Source organism: Marinobacter alkaliphilus (genome assembly GCF_055394375.1).
The window spans coordinates 527,690-543,959 of sequence record NZ_AP043751.1 but is presented as its reverse complement, the minus strand read 5'-3'; the positions used below and the strand labels follow the sequence as shown (position 1 = coordinate 543,959).

The 16,270-nt window shown below is 55.1% G+C and carries 15 protein-coding genes; 10 read left to right on the top strand and 5 right to left on the bottom strand.

The features are described from left to right. Positions 1 to 384: 384 nt before the first annotated feature. From ACZ5Q2_RS02480 to ACZ5Q2_RS02465, 4 genes are read left to right on the top strand one after another with little or no spacing between them, the layout of a single operon-like run. Entirely contained in the window at positions 385 to 774 is a 390-nt protein-coding gene (locus tag ACZ5Q2_RS02480; protein ID WP_230715356.1) for a response regulator, read from the top strand. Continuing rightward, entirely contained in the window at positions 767 to 2,428 is a 1,662-nt protein-coding gene (locus ACZ5Q2_RS02475) for a diguanylate cyclase (protein ID WP_230715354.1), read from the top strand. The genes ACZ5Q2_RS02480 and ACZ5Q2_RS02475 overlap by 8 nt, the downstream gene beginning before the upstream one ends. Before the next feature lie 12 nt (positions 2,429 to 2,440). Beyond that, on the top strand, positions 2,441 to 5,305 hold the full coding sequence (locus ACZ5Q2_RS02470) for a PAS domain-containing protein (protein WP_432210484.1): 2,865 nt from the start codon (positions 2,441 to 2,443) through the stop codon (positions 5,303 to 5,305). Further along, entirely contained in the window at positions 5,302 to 8,517 is a 3,216-nt protein-coding gene (locus ACZ5Q2_RS02465; protein ID WP_432210485.1) for a response regulator, read from the top strand. Before ACZ5Q2_RS02470 ends, ACZ5Q2_RS02465 begins: the two co-directional genes overlap by 4 nt. On the opposite strand, the gene ACZ5Q2_RS02460 is transcribed toward ACZ5Q2_RS02465, so the two are convergent. Beyond that, positions 8,451 to 10,874 carry an EAL domain-containing protein gene (locus ACZ5Q2_RS02460; RefSeq protein ID WP_230715338.1) on the bottom strand — a complete coding sequence of 808 codons (2,424 nt, stop codon included), beginning with the start codon at positions 10,872 to 10,874 and terminating at the stop codon, positions 8,451 to 8,453. The genes ACZ5Q2_RS02465 and ACZ5Q2_RS02460 overlap by 67 nt on opposite strands. A gap of 191 nt (positions 10,875 to 11,065) precedes the next feature. On the opposite strand from ACZ5Q2_RS02460, the gene ACZ5Q2_RS02455 reads away from it, so the two are divergent. The 6 genes from ACZ5Q2_RS02455 (at position 11,066) to ACZ5Q2_RS02430 (ending at position 14,008) form a co-directional block, all read left to right on the top strand. Beyond that, the gene (locus ACZ5Q2_RS02455; RefSeq protein ID WP_432210486.1) at positions 11,066 to 11,398 is read left to right on the top strand and encodes a hypothetical protein; all 333 of its coding nucleotides are present in this window, start codon (positions 11,066 to 11,068) and stop codon (positions 11,396 to 11,398) included. Positions 11,399 to 11,518: 120 nt separating this feature from the next. After that, positions 11,519 to 11,755 (top strand): HNH endonuclease family protein, encoded by a 237-nt coding sequence (locus ACZ5Q2_RS02450; protein WP_273084905.1) that lies wholly within the window; start codon positions 11,519 to 11,521, stop codon positions 11,753 to 11,755. 16 nt (positions 11,756 to 11,771) lie between these two features. After that, complete coding sequence (locus ACZ5Q2_RS02445) at positions 11,772 to 12,011, top strand: AbrB/MazE/SpoVT family DNA-binding domain-containing protein (RefSeq protein WP_022990735.1); 240 nt, start codon at positions 11,772 to 11,774, stop codon at positions 12,009 to 12,011. After that, entirely contained in the window at positions 12,011 to 12,388 is a 378-nt protein-coding gene (locus tag ACZ5Q2_RS02440) for an antitoxin Xre-like helix-turn-helix domain-containing protein (RefSeq protein ID WP_058091251.1), read from the top strand. The genes ACZ5Q2_RS02445 and ACZ5Q2_RS02440 overlap by 1 nt, the downstream gene beginning before the upstream one ends. Positions 12,389 to 12,481: 93 nt before the next feature. Further along, on the top strand, positions 12,482 to 13,279 hold the full coding sequence (locus tag ACZ5Q2_RS02435; protein WP_058091252.1) for a metallophosphoesterase family protein: 798 nt from the start codon (positions 12,482 to 12,484) through the stop codon (positions 13,277 to 13,279). Positions 13,280 to 13,306: 27 nt separating this feature from the next. Then, complete coding sequence (locus ACZ5Q2_RS02430) at positions 13,307 to 14,008, top strand: metallophosphoesterase (protein WP_058091253.1); 702 nt, start codon at positions 13,307 to 13,309, stop codon at positions 14,006 to 14,008. A 39-nt stretch (positions 14,009 to 14,047) separates the two neighbouring features. Here ACZ5Q2_RS02430 and ACZ5Q2_RS02425 read toward each other — a convergent pair whose 3' ends face one another. The 4 genes from ACZ5Q2_RS02425 to ACZ5Q2_RS02410 are packed head-to-tail and all read right to left on the bottom strand — an operon-like array spanning position 14,048 to position 16,025. Next, a complete protein-coding gene (locus ACZ5Q2_RS02425; protein WP_082780611.1) occupies positions 14,048 to 14,518 on the bottom strand; it encodes a nucleotidyltransferase domain-containing protein in 471 nt (156 codons plus the stop codon). 4 nt (positions 14,519 to 14,522) lie between these two features. Further along, positions 14,523 to 14,762 carry a hypothetical protein gene (locus ACZ5Q2_RS02420; protein ID WP_058091254.1) on the bottom strand — a complete coding sequence of 80 codons (240 nt, stop codon included), beginning with the start codon at positions 14,760 to 14,762 and terminating at the stop codon, positions 14,523 to 14,525. Positions 14,763 to 14,790: 28 nt separating this feature from the next. Then, on the bottom strand, positions 14,791 to 15,423 hold the full coding sequence (locus ACZ5Q2_RS02415; RefSeq protein ID WP_058091255.1) for a metallophosphatase domain-containing protein: 633 nt from the start codon (positions 15,421 to 15,423) through the stop codon (positions 14,791 to 14,793). Then, positions 15,420 to 16,025 (bottom strand): 3'-5' exonuclease, encoded by a 606-nt coding sequence (locus tag ACZ5Q2_RS02410; protein ID WP_058091256.1) that lies wholly within the window; start codon positions 16,023 to 16,025, stop codon positions 15,420 to 15,422. Before ACZ5Q2_RS02410 ends, ACZ5Q2_RS02415 begins: the two co-directional genes overlap by 4 nt. Positions 16,026 to 16,270 lie beyond the last annotated feature (245 nt).

Sequence of the window (16,270 nt, the reverse complement as noted above, 5' to 3'; positions counted from 1 at the left end):
TTACGGGATGTGGTGGCGCTTGTTCCTGCTGTTAAACAAAAGCGAACATCCGGATTCTTAGCATTTAGGTCTATGATGCTGTTCAGAGAAGTGAACAAGTAGCTGTAGAAAAACGACCTGATGCGGCGAGAAATATCCACAGCATCAATACTACCGTTCCTAACGTTCATGGCACCATGCCCTCTGGCGAACGGTCCTCCACGATCAGAAATTGAGTCTATGCTTGGCTTTGAAGATCCGTAGTCAGTCATCAAAAACGAATAATCGGCAAAACAGAAGAGGCCGAAGGATCTACACTGTAGGTAAAAAAGGCTCTGGAGTTCATTGCTTGAAACTGCCTTACATGAATGTAGACAAGAAAACAGCCACTTTGGATCCCGAAAAATGAGCACATTGCAAAAGGTCGCTTACGTAGAGGACGACCCAGACATCCGCGAGATTGCTGCCCTCGCCTTGGAAGACGTGGGTGGGATTACGTTGAAAACCTGTGAGTCCGGTGAAGTTGCACTGCGGGAGATCCCGGCATTTGAGCCGCAATTGATTCTGCTGGATGTCATGATGCCCGGCATGGATGGCACGGAGACTCTGACCGCGCTCAGAAAACAGGGGGCCATAACGGAAGCCACCCTGGTCGTGTTCATGACAGCCAAAGTTCACCCGGAGGAATTGGAACGTTATAAAAAAATGGGCGTTGCAGAGGTGATTTCAAAACCCTTCGACCCGATGACTCTGGCGGATGATATACGAGCGATTTGGGAGCAGTTCGATGGTTGAGTCGTCCCCTGCCGGCCGTTCTCTCAACCAAATTGAAAAGCTGAAAGCGGCCTACGCCAAACGTCTGGAGTCCGAATTCAGGCGGCTTGAAAGTCTGTCTTCCCGTTTGGAAACGCATCCCTCTTGTGAAAACGCACTGAGTGAATTGCATTCGGCATTGCATAAGCTGGCGGGCGCTGCAGGCACCTTCGGTTTTCACTCGCTCGGCGAGAAAGCCCGCGAGCTTGAAACAATAGTCGCAAAAAACCTGCCGGAACCTTCCAAAGAAGCAGACCTTCCCGCCAGGTGGTTGTCTGAACTGAGAGATGCGCGTGCGGCCGACAGCCATGGGCAGAGCGAAAAAGCGATTGAAGCCAGCCCTCAGGCCATTGCTTCAGGCTCTCCCTGCCTATGGCTGATAGAACGCGATCATCTGCTTGCCAGTTATACCCAGTCGCAGCTGACAAGTTTTGGCTTTCGTGTTTATCATCTGGACGATGCCGGTGTTCTTAAAACAACCGACAACCCGGAACCCGACCTATTGCTGATCGATCACCATGCCGTTCAGTACGAAGGCCACGAGCCGCAAGATGTTTGGCAAGCCCTGTTAGACGATTTTCAATGCCCGATATTTTTCACCGGTGCTGAGGAGAGTTTCAGTGCGAGGCTGGAAGCCTTGCGCGCAGGCGCGCAGGGTTACTTTGTCAAACCGCTGGATATGGTCAGGCTTGCTGCACATATCTCCCAGGTTATTCGGACTGAGCACTCCGAACCCGGGCGGGTCCTCATCATAGAGGATGATCGGGAACTTGCGAGTCACTGTCAGTCCATTCTTGAAAACGCGGGCATGCAGGTGACGATACTCCAGCAAGCCGACCAGTTGTTTGAAACCGTCAGCGAGTTTGACCCCGAGCTAGTCCTGATGGATCTGTGGCTGCCCCATGTGACCGGTGCGGAACTTGCAGCACTGCTCTCGCAAACCGATCGTTGGGCACATTTACCCATCATCTACCTCTCGGCGGAGTCCAACTCGGATCTGCGCAACCAGGCCCTCCTCAGAGGCGGGGACGCGTTTCTGGAAAAACCCGTCGACAGGGACCTTTTGGTCCGATTATGCGCGGCCAGAATCCAGCGCCTGCGCGAACTGGAACGAACCCGCAATCGGGATGGCCTGACCGGTTTGCTGAAGCATGCCAGCATCAAAGAAGCATTGCAGATGCAATGGCAGTTGGCTCAACGGCGCCCGCAAACATTCAGTGTCGCGATGCTGGATATCGATCATTTCAAGGCAATCAACGATACCTACGGTCACTCGGTGGGTGACACGGTGATCGCCGCCGTGGGCACGCTGCTTCGCCAGCATTTTCGAATAACTGACAAACTGGGCCGCTATGGTGGTGAGGAGTTCACACTGGTGTTGCCGGATTGTGATGCCGACCAGGCCCGCAAACTGGTGAACTGTTTGCGGGAAGATTTCGCGGATATCAAATTTACAAGCGATGGCGCCCCCTTTACCTGCACACTCTCAGCAGGCGTGGCAGATAACCATCAGTTTCCGAACGATACGGCCGAAGCATTGCTGGAAAAGGCTGATCAGGCACTTTACCGCGCCAAGCGCGACGGGCGAAACCGGGTGGTTCGCGCGTCAGACCAGCAAGCGCAGGGGTCGTCTTGATCGAGGTAACCCATGAAAGCCCCTAAGACTCCGGATAATGAAACCGAGCGTCAGCAGGCGCTGGATGACAGTGGCCTGCTGGCCGAAGGATCGGAGGAACGCTTTGATCGCATCACCCGTCTGGCTTGCCATACCTTCTCTGTGCCCATCGCCCTGGTGTCTTTGATCGACCGGGATCGGCAATGGTTCAAATCCCGGCAGGGGCTCGACGCAACAGAAACACCCCGAGATATCTCTTTCTGCGGTCATGCGATTCATCACAGCGAGCCTCTGGTTGTTGAGGACACGCTTGAGGACGAGCGCTTCTTCGATAATCCGCTGGTGACCAGCGCCCCTGACATCCGTTTCTATGCCGGTGCCCCCCTGCATACCGAAACCGGGCATCGCCTGGGTACCCTTTGCCTGATCGACCGCCAACCGCGATCGTTTGACGACACTCAGATTGGTCTACTCCGGGAACTGGCGGGCATGGTGGAGGATCTGATCCGGGCGGATGCCCGACAGCGCAGACAGAGCACGGAAATGGAGGAGAAGCTACAGGCAAGCCATGATGAAATGGCTGCACTACTGAACAATATGCCCGGTGTGACCTACCGCTGCCTGCCGGATGACCAATGGACCATGCTCTATATGAGCAGGCAAGTGGATAACGTCAGTGGCTACACAGCAGACGATCTGATCGGGAATAAACGCATCAGTTACGCCGAACTGATTCACAGCGACGATGCGGCAAAGTGTGACGAGGCCGTCGCAAAGGCGATGACGAATAATACGGAGTGGCACATCGAATACCGGATTTGCCACCGCACCAAGGGATGGCGCTGGGTGGAAGAGCGCGGCCGATGCATACGGGACGATCCACAGTATCCGGCTGTGCTTGAAGGGTTTATTGTGGATATCACCCGCGAGCACGATGCGCTGCAGCAACTGGAGCACAATCAAAGGGCATTGATGCTGCTGAATGATATTGCCTTCTCCACTCACCGCTCACTGGATGACAAGATTGGCCACGCCCTGCAGGAGGGCAGACGCTACCTTGGCTCAGATCTGGCGATTCTCAGCCAGATCGAGAGAGACACTTACACCGTTGCCTGGGTAGACGCCAGTGACGGTATTCCGGTGGCCGCCGGTCAGCAGTTCCCACTGGGCGACACCTGGTGCGACGTGTTGGTGTCCAGTGCCAATGAGGGGCCGACCCGCGAGTACTTTATACCGGACACGGATCGGCCTGAGTATCACGCTCACCCTTGTTACAAAGCCAACCCGCTGGGTAGCTATGCAGGCATTGTTGTGGAGGTGGACGGCCACCCCTGGGGAACCCTGAACTTTTCTTCTGTCCGTGCCAGGCAGGAGGACTATGACGAAAGCGAAAAGCTGTTTCTCCGGTTGCTGGCCAACTGGTTGTCCGAGATGTTGACCAACAGCCTCGGTCATGACCGTCTGACCAAGCTGATGGCACAGTTGCCGGGCACCGTGTACCAGTTTCGCCGTTTCCCCGATGGAACAATGGTCTTCCCCTTCAGCTCACCCCAGGTCGAGAATCTATATGGAATAACCCCGGAGCAGGCCGCGGAGGATGCGGCGCCGGCTTTTGAGCGCATCCATCCGGATGATCTGGCCGCCGTGAGCGCATCGATCGAACACTCAGCCTGGACCCTGGAGAACTGGGCGATGAATTATCGCGTGGCGCACCCACGCAATGGATATCGCTGGGTCTCGGGTCACGCCAAACCGGAACGCTTACTGGATGGCAGCATCCAGTGGCATGGGTATATTCAGGATATCCACGAACAGCAACAGGCACGCCTTGCGCTGGAACAGAGTGAAGCGCGCCTGCGCGGCCTGTTTGAGTTTTCTCCCATTGGCATCGCGCTGAATGACTTTGAGACTGGCCGCTTTATGGACCTCAACCACGCACTGGTTGCCCCTAGCGGCTATACGGCAGAAGAGTTTGTCGAGCTCAGTTACTGGGATGTCACGCCCAAAGAGTACCTGCCCGAAGAAGAGAAAGCTCTCGCGGACCTCAGCAAAACCGGGCGTTATGGTCCTTTTGAGAAAGAGTACATACGAAAAGACGGCAGCCGTTACCCCGTGCGCTTGCAGGGCATGTTAAGTGAGGAAATGGATGGCCGGAAAGTCATTTGGTCGCTTGTTGAGGACATCAGTGAGCGCAAGAAGCTCGAAAGAATGAAAGACCAGCTTATCTCGATCGTCAGTCATGAACTGCGCACACCGCTGACATCCATCAAGGGCAGTCTCGGCCTGTTGGCCGGCGGCGCGGCCGGTGAACTGCCGGATAAGGCACAAAAACTGCTGAAAACTGCCGAGCGCAATACCAGCCGCCTGATGCTTCTGATCAACGACCTGCTGGATATGGAAAAACTGGTGGCGGGCAAGATGGCCATGGAGCCGAAGCAGCAAGCATTGGCGCCCATTCTGGATGAGGCGATTGAGTCTGTTCGGGAATACCGGGGGGGCGCCCACAGTGTCAGCATTGACACCCCCCAGGCGTGGCCGGCGATCACGGTCAATGTCGACAGCCCGCGGCTTGTTCAAGCGCTGACGAACCTGCTGTCGAATGCTATAAAGTTTTCCCCGGAAAATCACCCTGTGGAAGTCTCGGTCATCGAGCACGACGAGACCACTGAAATCCGCATCCGGGATCATGGTCCCGGGGTGTCGCCGGAGTTTCAGGAACGACTGTTTCAGCGGTTCAGCCAGGCCGACGCCACCGACAGCCGCAAGCTCCCCGGCACCGGGCTGGGTCTGGCCATTACCCGTAAACTCTGCCAGCAGCTCGGGGGCCAGGTTGGCTATCGCGATGCCGACGGCGGCGGTGCCGAATTCTACATTCAGTTACCGGTGATTGAATCATGACCTTTGCAACTAAAGCCATCGCCACATTCGGTCTGGCTCTGCTCGCGGTTTTGGGCAATATAATCAACCTACCCCTGTTCTTTGGTGTGCATTTCATTTTCGGCTCTGTCGCCGTGATGTTGGCCATAAGGTTGGTGGGTTTTTGGCCTGCCGTCTGGGTGGCGCTGGCCGGTAGTGCCTACACCTGGGTACTTTGGGGCCATCCCTACGCCATCCCTGTCTTTACGCTGGAGGCGGTTGTTGTCGGCCTTTTGTACCGGCGCGGCCTGAACAATCTGGTACTGGCCGATCTGGCTTTCTGGCTCGTGGCCGGCACCACCCTGGTTCCAGCGTTATATATGGGCTTGGTGGGCATAGATACTACGCCCGCCACCATGATTGCCCTCAAGCAGTCGCTGAATGGTCTGTTCAACGCCCTTACTGCAGGGCTGTTGGTCAAGGTACTAGTGTGGCGGTTTCAGAACGGGACCGTTCGCTGGCTGCCATCCTATATCCGGCTAAACGAATTGCTTTTCCATGTCCTTCTGACTCTGGCGCTAATCATCGGAACCACCCCTGTGATCATCGGCAGCCATGAGGACGAAACGGAACTGGAAAAGGGCTTGGCCACTGTCATGGCTCGCGCCTTAACCACCACAGCGGATCGCCTGCGGCAGAACCCCGATGTCTCCGAGGTTCTTGAATCCGAGCTGCGTCGCTTTGAATACACCGATGCCATTGACGGCATAGCGCTGCTCAACGCTGAGGGAAAGGTTATTGCCGACGCCGGAGAATTCACCTTGCCGTCATCAGGAATGAGCCGACAGTTCACCGGCCTGGAGAATCTGGACATCTGGCTGCCGGATTCCGATGAAAGCCTGGTGAATCGCTGGCAGCAGGGACACTACCAATACCACCGGCCGATCGACGACCTGGCGGTCGGCGCCAAATTGATAGCGGATAAGTCGGCCGGGCCGCTGATTCAGACCCTGGAACGTAAACACAATGAGAGCTTCGCTTTTTTGGCGGTGATGGCCCTGCTGAGCATTGTGGTCAGCTTTTTACTCAGTCGTCTTCTGACACGTCCGTTGGTGAAACTCGACAAAGCCAGCAAGCACCTGCCTGAGAAAATTCGCGGCAACAATCCACCAGAGTTGCCCGATAGCCGAATTCGTGAGTATGGCATGTTGTCGGCTTCACTCCGTACCATGGGCACTGCGCTGGCCAGGACTTTTTCCGAACTGGACGACGCACGGACCACTTTGGAACAGCAAGTTCAGGCCCGCACCCGGGAGCTGGCCAGCACCTCCGCCATGCTGAGCAATGTTCTGGAAGCGTCAACCGAGTTTGCCATTATCGCCACCGATACCGAGGGGACCATCACCCTGTTCAATACCGGTGCTGAAAATCTGCTCGGATACGACTCAAGTGAAGTAATTGGCGTGCAAAGCCCTGCACTGTTTCATCTTTCATCTGAGATTGAGGAACGGTCCCGGGAGCTTTCTGAGACATTCAGCGAAGCCGTCTCAGGCTTTGATGTCTTCGTGAAAAACGCTATGCGTCAGGGCGCCGAGACGCGGGAGTGGACCTACCTGAGTAAACAGGGTGACTCAATTCCTGTGACGCTGACCGTCACCCCCATCCTGGATGATGCCGATAAGCTGACCGGCTTTCTAGGCGTTGCCGAGGACATCACCGAGCGCAAGCGCATTGAGCAAATGAAAAGCGAATTCATTTCCACCGTCAGCCACGAACTGCGCACGCCGCTGACCTCCGTTAGCGGTGCCCTGGGGCTTGCTCTGAGCGGTAAGCTGGGGGATATACCCGAAAAGGCCACAAAGCTGTTAGAGACCGCCCACCGAAACAGTGAGCGATTGGCATACCTGATCAACGATTTGCTGGATATCGAAAGGATCGCGGCGGGAAAAGTGAATCTGGACATGCAGGTTCAACCGCTTCAACCCATACTTGAGCAGGCCGTGGAGGAAAACAGGACCTACGGTGCCGAGCGCCATATCAAACTGGCGCTGGACAGCGAGATATCCCGGCAAAACGTCAAGGTTGATAAGCAGCGGCTGAAGCAGGTGCTGGCCAACCTGCTGTCCAATGCCATCAAGTTTTCTCCCGACGGCGGTACAGTCACTGTCGAGGCATCCAGTACGAATACCGATATCACCGTTCGCGTGACCGACCATGGCTCTGGTATTCCAGAGGATTTTCACCACAAGATATTTCAGCGATTTGCTCAGGCCGACAGCTCAGACACGCGTCAAAAAGGGGGCACGGGGCTCGGTCTGGCCATTACCCAGGAGCTGCTTACCCGCATGGGGGGCACGATTGACTTCGAGACAACCGCCGGCGAAGGAACGCGCTTTTTCTTCTCTCTGCCGTTGATAACACCGGCTGAAAAAGCACCCTCTGCCCGTTCTCCAAAAAACACGGATGGCTCATCCAATGAGTCACCCAGAATACTGGTCGTGGAGGATGATCCAGATGTCGCCGAACTTCTAAGACTTTTGCTGAAAGGGGCAGGGTATCAGGTCGATGTTTGCCTCACTGGCACAGGGGCTCTGGAATCCGTGAAGACGGGGGGCTACGACCTGATAAGCCTCGACCTGATGCTACCGGATGTAAGCGGGCTGGACATTATACGACGGCTGAAAAAACAGGCGGACACCGCCAACATTCCCATTGTGGTAGTGTCCGCCATAGCGCGCCAGGGTCAGCTAGAACTTAATGGCGAGGCTGACAATATTGCGTGGCTGGCAAAACCGATTCAGCATCAGAGACTGATTGATTTGGTGCAGCATGAGTTATCAGAGGGCTATCGCCCGAGAATCTTGCACATCGAGGATGATGCGGATTTGCATGAGGTCATTTCGGCTATGGTCCGTGATCATTTGAATCTGGAATGGGCAGGAACGATGGCCGATGCCAAAAGACTACTGAAACAACAGGCCTATGATGCCGTTTTGCTTGATATCGGTCTGCCCGACGGCTCAGGGTGGGACCTGATTCCGGACATTGAGAACAAGCAACCCAATGCGGCCATTGTCATCTTGTCCGGTGAGGACATCAGCAAAGAAGAACACTCCGCTGTGGAAGGTGTGCTGCTGAAAAACCGGCTTACATCCGAACAACTCATCAACGTGATCCGGGAACGTATTCAAAGCAACCAGCCACCCGCCTCCAGGTCTTCGGGCAGCATGGGGCGGGCACTCAAAAATCCCTGATACTGATGGCAACCGATTTCCCCCAGGAAGACCAACTCTTCCCTGTTTTCCACACCCTCGGCAATGACCGTCATGTTCATGCTGTGACCCAAATGCACCATTGTGCGCAACAAACGTGCATCCGCGGTTTGCGACCAATGTTCGATAAAGCTGCGATCAATTTTCAACTTATCAGCGTTGATGCGATGGAGATAACTCAAAGAACTGTAACCAGTGCCAAAATCATCCAGTGCCAAGCGGACACCAAGCGACTTGAGTGACTCAAGTACCTGACTGGCGTTCTGCCAGTCAGCCAACAGCAGGCTCTCGGTAATTTCCAGAACGACTTTTTCTGGCGCCAGCTTATGGGCGTAAATCAACGAAGTCAGATTGTCTATAAATGAGGGTTTCTGAATATCTCTCGCGGAGAGGTTCAGCGACATAAACCAATCCGGGTTGATATTGTGCCAATGGGCGAGTTGAGGCACCACACAGCTGATTATCTGCTCCGTTAACCGGGAAATCAGCCCCCGCTCTTCCATCAATGGAATAAACTCCCCCGGCCCCAGCAGGCCATGCTCCGGATGCTGCCAACGGGCCAGAGCCTCGAACCCGACAATGCACTCCCCTTCCACTGAGAATATTGGCTGGTAAACCGCAACAAACTCTTGATTATCCAGGCCCTGCCTGATCGATTGTTCCAGGGTAAAGCGGTATCTCTGCTCAGCCTGGAGCTCTTCATCAAAGTAGACCAGTTCAGCACCCTGGGCCGCTTTCGCTTTAAACAAAGCCATGTCCGCGCGATCTATAAGCTCATCTGCACTCGTAATGTCTTCCGTGCAGATCGCAACACCGACATCTACCGATAATAGGGCAGCCCCCTGTTCGGAAACCATATTCGTTTGATTGACAGCCTCAATCAGTTTCCTCACGTACTCATCAAGCGCCTCTTGGGAAGAATGACCCTTGCTTAGAATCAGAAATTCATCACCGGCCTCACGGCTCAACATGCCGGTTTCTCCCAGGTGTTGACTCAGCCTCCATGCAACACGTTGCAGGATCTCATCACCAAAGTACTGGCCATGGAGATTATTGATGGTGTGAAAACCCTGAAGATCCATTTTTATCAATGCCAGAACATCTCGAACCTGTTGCGGCAATATTCCGTTGAGGGCACGCCGGACTTCCGCCAGTTTAGGCAGTGCAGTTAGTGGGTCTTGGATCATGTCCGCCTCGGGCCCAGTCAAGGTACGATTCAGGCTCCGCAACTGGCGACCTTTTACGACCCGTGACTTTACCATCATCAACAGCCGCCAGGGCTCTATCGGTTTGGTGATGAACTCGTCATTTGCCAGGCGGGCACAGGCCAACTGCGTTTCCGTATCAGCAACCGCCGACATAAACAAAAGAGGTATGGTAGAGAACTCTTCGTGCTGGCGAATAATACGACCCAGTTCAATGCCATTGCAGACAGGCATGCTGACATCAATCAACACCAGTTCAGGTTGAAACTGATCCAGAAGAGAGAGGGTATTTTGCGCGTTATCCGCCGTTCTGACTGAATAACCAGCACCACCGAGAATGGAATCATACAAGTCCAACAGGTCCTGATCATCGTCGACAATCATGACCCGGTATGGCTCGGCAGGTGCCAGACTCAGTTCAGCGTGCAGTAGGGCTATCAGCCTAGGAATATCCAATGGTTTGTGAAGAAAATGATTGCCTCCTGCCCTGACCGATGCAAGGCGAAGGTCGAAAGAATCATGTTCAGAAATGAAAGTGACTGGAAGGGGGGCGCCATCATTATGTCGCCAGTAAGCCACCTGCCTGGCGCCTGCATAACGATCGCCGAAAAAATCCATGTCGACGATCACGGCAAGCGGATCATAGTCGGCAATCGCCTGTTCCAGTTGGGCGATATCCTTCTCGACGTGTGCAATATAACCGTAAGAGTCGAGGGTCTCCGAGAGTTTGAGCGCGAAATCTTTATCGTCGTCCACAATCAGGACACGGACGTCACCTACAGACTGGCTTTTCGTTACTGCAGCATTTTGGGCGTAATTATGGCCCACCTCATTCGATTCATCTTTTAAGATCTGTCTTAATGCCCGCAACAATGCACTGAACGGTTCGGATGCTGCCGATGCTCGTTCCTGCCGTGAAAACTGTTCCGTTTGCTCCAATGCCTGCTCAAGCTCTCTCGCCACCTGCGACAATTCCCTGAATCCATAGGCCTTGCCCGAACCGGCCAGACGATGCGCCATTGACTGGATGTTCGACAGATTGCTTTGGTCATCAGCCGCGGCCGTCCAAAGTGCCTCCAGTTTTTGTGCGTACCGACCCAGGCGATCGATGTACTGAGCTCGCAGATTGGCCATTTTACGAGAACTGGTTGGGCACATAATGTTCCTTATTATGGAGGTAAGCCGAGTTGTTACGAATTAACCTGAATGCCAGTCTGGCAGGCTGCTGCAAATCAGGCGCACATACCCCGATTCCCCTTTGTGTATAGGTTAATGTGGACCCTGGCGTCAAGGCCACTGCTGCGCAATATAAAGCATTTACCGTCATGAAGGTCTACCTATACACGTACAATATCTGCTATCAGCTAAGGCACACGGTCGCTTATCTATACACAAATCAGAATGCGGATGGGCTTTGGGGCGAGAAATATTTCGCCACCTCGCTTTCGGTTGGCGCTCTGAATCTCTTTTCTTCAATTAATGTGCTGCTTGATCCAGAGAAAGCGGTGCATGCTAGTCAGTTGGTCGACGTGTCCTCGGGCATCAGCCTGTCTGGTGCTGTGATCGATGTAAAGGGCACGATGGACGACGCGGTCTCGATCAAGTCCGATGGCAGCTTCACGGTGTCGAATCTCATGGGTTCTCTCCCGGACCTCTAGACACTCCTGTCCTGTGTACTGACTTTCCGCCAAGGAAAGTGTTGGTCTATCCGCCTGAACGTTCGCTTTGCGACCATACCGTGTACCAAAAGCTTGTTCCTTGAGGGCACAAAACATGTTGTGCCGCTGGCCTGGGTTTGGGATCGCGGAGCCAGAGAATGGCTTGGCCAGAAGCGCCGGTCCATAGCCAATGATCCGGTTAATCTTTTGCCGGTCAAGGCGAGCCTGAGCAAGGGAGCCAAAGGCCCCGACGAATGGCTGCCCCCACTGGGCGAGTGCGGCTATGTAGCTCGCTTCGTTCGGGTGGTAAAGTCATACTATCTGCAGCCCACTGCCCCGGAGTTGGCCTGCTTGTGATTGCGGAGAGTGTGCCATGAAGACCAAACGCCCAACCGAAAAAGAACTCCTGGACGGCCTAGATGCCCACACCGCCCATGCTGACGAGCTGGCCGAGCCGCTCCCTCAGGAGCTTACACCTCTGGAACGCCTAAAGGGGACAGTCAAAGGCTACGAGCGACCAACCGATCCGGTTTGGGACGAGTGGTTCGACTCTGAAGGCGTCAGTGACGACTTTGTGGAAGATCGAGAGCAGCCCAAGGATGGACGAACATAATGGCCCTCGATGACGAAAAAACTAGAGGGCATGTGGCTCTCAAAGGCTTTTTTGGTATCTGTCGCGAATGGGACTGCACCCAGATAGAGATGATGCAGTTGCTCGGCGGTGTGTCCCGGAGCACGCTGGCCAAGTATGAGACGTTGCCACACGTAACGCTCTCGCAGGATACCCTGGAGCGCATCAGCTACATCCTGGGCATCTACGAATCCCTGAGGATCATGTATCCAACGGCCGAACGCGCCAATCGTCGGGTTCGACTGGAAACCAGTGAGCCTCCCTTCCTTGGAGCGTCAGCCCTAGACTTTATGGCGCAAGGCTCCATGAAGCACCTCATGGAAACTCGACGCTACTTTGATGCAAAGCGGGCGGGGTAACCAGCCCCCGTCGACCAAGATTTTGGGCGGTCAGTTTGGTCACCTTTTTTGTTTGAGTGGTAGGAAATACGGAGCCAGTTCGAGAGGCTTTCCATGCTAAGGATCACCCGGATCGACCTGAACCCCTTTTTCACCTTGCCGCACCGCACCAGCGGCTCTGCCGGTGTGCCTCTGCATAATCGCCTGCCGTTTTATCGAGCCTATGCCACCGGCCTTCCGAGTCATGTGAAGAGTCTTGTGCTGACCTCTGATCTCCAGGGGCGAGAAGCCGGCAGTCAGAATCGGCTGCTCGGCGTACCTGTGGCTGAGGCACTTTCGGCATTGTCTCGGGAAGGTGTCATTCCGGCTCCCGACGCGGTGTTTCTTTGCGGCGACCTGTACGACTATCCCGACTGCCACAAAAGGGGCGGTACTGGAACGGTAGATGAGGTGTTCCAGGCGTTTTCTGAGGTCACGCCCGAAGTTGTCGGCGTCCTGGGGAACCACGACCAGATGGAGTACCCCGAGGCGCTTCCAGACAACACCACCCTCCTGGATGGCGAGGTGGTTGGGGTGTTGGGCAACCTGAACATCGGTGGCGTCAGCGGTATCGCGGGCAATCCGAATCGCAACCAACGGCGAACCGAGGACGATTTCCTGACCGCACTAGAGTCGGTGACCGATCAAGTCCCGGATATCCTGCTACTCCATCAAGGCCCAACCGACCCGGAACGGGCGGATCGTCGGGGTGATCCTGGGGTAGCGCTGTCGCTCGAAACCGGATTTCAAGGGCTCACCGTGTTCGGCCATACTCGGTGGGGCTGGCCCTGGCTGATTTCTCTGGGTGAGGGTCAGGCTTTGAATGTCGATGGGCGGGTCGTGGTGGTTCTGCCGGAGGTTGACGGTGGGTGAACGATTAGGCGTAGGAGTGACGATTCGATGAGCATGCGACTGACTCCACACCGCTTTTTTGCGACCAATCCTGTCGGGGTGGACTGGGTTTGTGGTGACCTGCATGGCGAGTTCGAGGCTCTGCAAACCGCGTTGTCGGGTGCTGGATTCAACAAAGCGGCTGATCGTCTGTTTCTGCCGGGAGACACCATTGATCGTGGCCCAGAATCCCGGGCTCTCCTGGAGTGGGTTCTGGACACCGACTGGGTATACAGCGTGATAGGTAACCATGAGCTGATGTTTATCGCCGGCGCTGAGGATAACCGCAACCGATACAAGCACCGGGGGATGGGCGGTGGCTGGGCTGCGACTCTGGATGAAACCTCTTACAAAAATTTGGCAACCCAGTGTCGCTACCAGTTGCCGCTCACCATGACGCTGGAGTGCGAGAGCGGACAGCTCGGGCTGGTACATGCTCAAAGCCCCTTCGATGATTGGCGAACCGTTCAGGACACACCCTTCTCCGAGCGTTTTGCCATTGAATGCACCTGGCCCTGGAACCGGGCCCAAGGAAAAAATCAAACCATTTCGGGTATCACGGCCGTGGTGTCAGGCCACATCGGGACTGCTGAGATCATTCAGCGCGGGAACCAGATCTGGATTGATGTTCTGGCGAGAACCGGTCAGGTGCCGTTGATGCCGGCTCATCGTGTGCTGGAAAGAGTGGCGCAAGTACAGCGAGGTGGTTAATTTTTACGACAGTATCAGTATGCGAGGTTTGCGGCGCAGTTATCCGGCACGCCAAAGCACAATGCCGTCCCTGACAATGTTTTCGAGTAGTTCTGGGTTGGAGTAGCCCTGCGGGTTGGCCCATTCACGCTCCCAGACCGGCAAGGCCTGAATCAACACGCCGGTATCCAAAAGCACTTCAAACGCCAGGCCCGCCATCTCCAGCTTGGTGTCCACAAAATCCCCAGGCTGTCCGGCCAAAACAACGGCTACATCGGCATCGCTTTCGTCGTGATAATCACCACGGGCCCGGCTACCAAACAGGATCAGCTGAACTGCATCGAACCGGCCAGCCAGTTTTTCGCCAAAAACCAGCACCGCCTCCCGAATATCCACTTGGTCACCCATAACGACCTGTTCCAAGCCAACCGGCGCAGCCTGATCCCACTCTCGGAGCGTCTCTGGCATGGGCGCGTCGGGGTCACACTGTGCCACCAGGTCACTCAAGCTGTACGATTTCTTATCCTTCATGGCCTTACCTTCGATGGCCTCTACGTCCCCGGATCACCGCGGCTTGCAGCACTCCGGATTCTGGATTGGAGAATCTGTCTAGCGCCTGGTATTCGCCATCCCACTCCTGAGCATGCCGGTAGCGAACAACTTCTTCGGGGGTGAGCTCGACAATTTCATCAAATCCGGTTTCGTAGCCCTCGACCAGCACTGGCGTCTCCGGCGGGGACTTTTGTAGTTGCGTTATCAGCTCTTCTGCGGTCATTTCGACTCCCCGGTCAAATTTGACCGCTTCAAACTTCTATCACAATCGGCGCGTTCCGTGGCTCATACCGAGCGGTGCAGGTGCTGGCATTGATCAACGTCGTTTGCCCCTTCTGGTACTCCCCATAGCCTTCGTGGATATGGCCAAAAATGTGCGCTTTGAGTGAGAGTTGCTGGATTCGGTCAAGCAAGTCAATGCAGCCAACATTCTGGCATTTGAATCCAAGGATTGCCTCATCGCCGATACCTTTGGGTGGGCCGTGGGTAATGAGCACATCGGTATCGCCCGGTATAAGCTGCCATTTTTTGTGCAACTGCTGGCCACGCTCCAGCATAAATGCCCAATCCATAAAGGTGGGCGTCCAGGGTGAACCCCAGAACCGAATACCCTCAATCTCCACGCCGCTGTCTTCCAGGTAAATGGCATTCGTTAGTGCCTGCCGTGCCAATTCCGGCGTTTCCTGGAAGGCCCAGTCGTGATTACCGGCAATCACAATCTTATACCGATGCGGCAGCGTTCCGAGCCATTCATTGAGCTCTTCTATGTTTTCCAGCGTGCCCTGGCCCAGGCAGTCACCGGCATGGATCAAGACATCGCCATCTGGAATATCCGGTATGCGATGGTGCAGACTGTGAGTGTCGGAAATACAGACCAGTTTCATACTGGCACCTCCGGTGGCGTCAGCAACTCGGGTTCCAAAGACCAATCCATATACGGGAGGACTCGGGCCATATTTCGCGCATCGTCCACACCACGATGGTGATGGCCCTCAAAGTCCAATCCGTGAAAGGCTAGCGCGTTGGCAAAACCATTCTTCCTCTTCTGGCCGGTGGTGCGGCGCCAGATACGTTTCAGGTTCAGATGAGGGCGGGCCAGGATAGCTGGCTGCGCCCCGTCCAGCAGGCTTTGGGCTTCCAGATGCAATCTGTCGTAGTTGCCCCAGCTGCACCAGATGAAATCGTCCGGCAGATCACCCAGCCAGGCATTCATGGCCTCAATCGTCTCGGGGAGCGTGGGCGCGGCATCAACCATCGACTGGGTGATCCCGGTAAGCTCCATGCAGAAGTCGCTCAGCACAGGATTCCGGGTTGGTCTGACCAGAAACGAGCGGACATCCACCAGGTTTCCTTTCCGAGTGGCGAGGGCACCACCGACTTCAATGATCTCCATGTTGTGGACACTCTGAGCATCACCTGCGGGTGTCGTCTGGTCTTCCCAACAGGTCGCCTCAAGGTCGACAACCAGGATTGTGTCGTCACGCATTTTTCTCGCCCGGGCACTCGGCTTGGCATCTTAAAAGCGGATATTCAGCTCACCTAGAGTTTCACTTTTCTTGATTCGTAGATCTAGTTTACCGGAGTTATTGGCGCTTGAGGGCGACTCCTCACAAACGATGATTTTTCTGATTTCTTGCTCGATTTTGCTGGACGGGAGAGCTGCCTTTGCGGTCACTTCGCCTTTGTTTTGCTCCAAAGTCGAGATTAAAAGCGGGCTTTTTCGTACGCATT

Excerpts from the sequence above, each read along its gene's own strand:
- ACZ5Q2_RS02480 (WP_230715356.1), top strand. The coding sequence starts at position 385 with ATGAGCACATTGCAAAAGGTCGCTTACGTAGAGGACGACCCAGACATC.
- ACZ5Q2_RS02475 (WP_230715354.1), top strand. The coding sequence starts at position 767 with ATGGTTGAGTCGTCCCCTGCCGGCCGTTCTCTCAACCAAATTGAAAAG.
- ACZ5Q2_RS02470 (WP_432210484.1), top strand. The coding sequence starts at position 2,441 with ATGAAAGCCCCTAAGACTCCGGATAATGAAACCGAGCGTCAGCAGGCG.
- ACZ5Q2_RS02465 (WP_432210485.1), top strand. The coding sequence starts at position 5,302 with ATGACCTTTGCAACTAAAGCCATCGCCACATTCGGTCTGGCTCTGCTC.
- ACZ5Q2_RS02460 (WP_230715338.1), bottom strand. The coding sequence starts at position 10,874 with ATGGCCAATCTGCGAGCTCAGTACATCGATCGCCTGGGTCGGTACGCA.
- ACZ5Q2_RS02455 (WP_432210486.1), top strand. The coding sequence starts at position 11,066 with ATGAAGGTCTACCTATACACGTACAATATCTGCTATCAGCTAAGGCAC.
- ACZ5Q2_RS02445 (WP_022990735.1), top strand. The coding sequence starts at position 11,772 with ATGAAGACCAAACGCCCAACCGAAAAAGAACTCCTGGACGGCCTAGAT.
- ACZ5Q2_RS02440 (WP_058091251.1), top strand. The coding sequence starts at position 12,011 with ATGGCCCTCGATGACGAAAAAACTAGAGGGCATGTGGCTCTCAAAGGC.
- ACZ5Q2_RS02435 (WP_058091252.1), top strand. The coding sequence starts at position 12,482 with ATGCTAAGGATCACCCGGATCGACCTGAACCCCTTTTTCACCTTGCCG.
- ACZ5Q2_RS02430 (WP_058091253.1), top strand. The coding sequence starts at position 13,307 with ATGAGCATGCGACTGACTCCACACCGCTTTTTTGCGACCAATCCTGTC.
- ACZ5Q2_RS02425 (WP_082780611.1), bottom strand. The coding sequence starts at position 14,518 with ATGAAGGATAAGAAATCGTACAGCTTGAGTGACCTGGTGGCACAGTGT.
- ACZ5Q2_RS02420 (WP_058091254.1), bottom strand. The coding sequence starts at position 14,762 with ATGACCGCAGAAGAGCTGATAACGCAACTACAAAAGTCCCCGCCGGAG.
- ACZ5Q2_RS02415 (WP_058091255.1), bottom strand. The coding sequence starts at position 15,423 with ATGAAACTGGTCTGTATTTCCGACACTCACAGTCTGCACCATCGCATA.
- ACZ5Q2_RS02410 (WP_058091256.1), bottom strand. The coding sequence starts at position 16,025 with ATGCGTGACGACACAATCCTGGTTGTCGACCTTGAGGCGACCTGTTGG.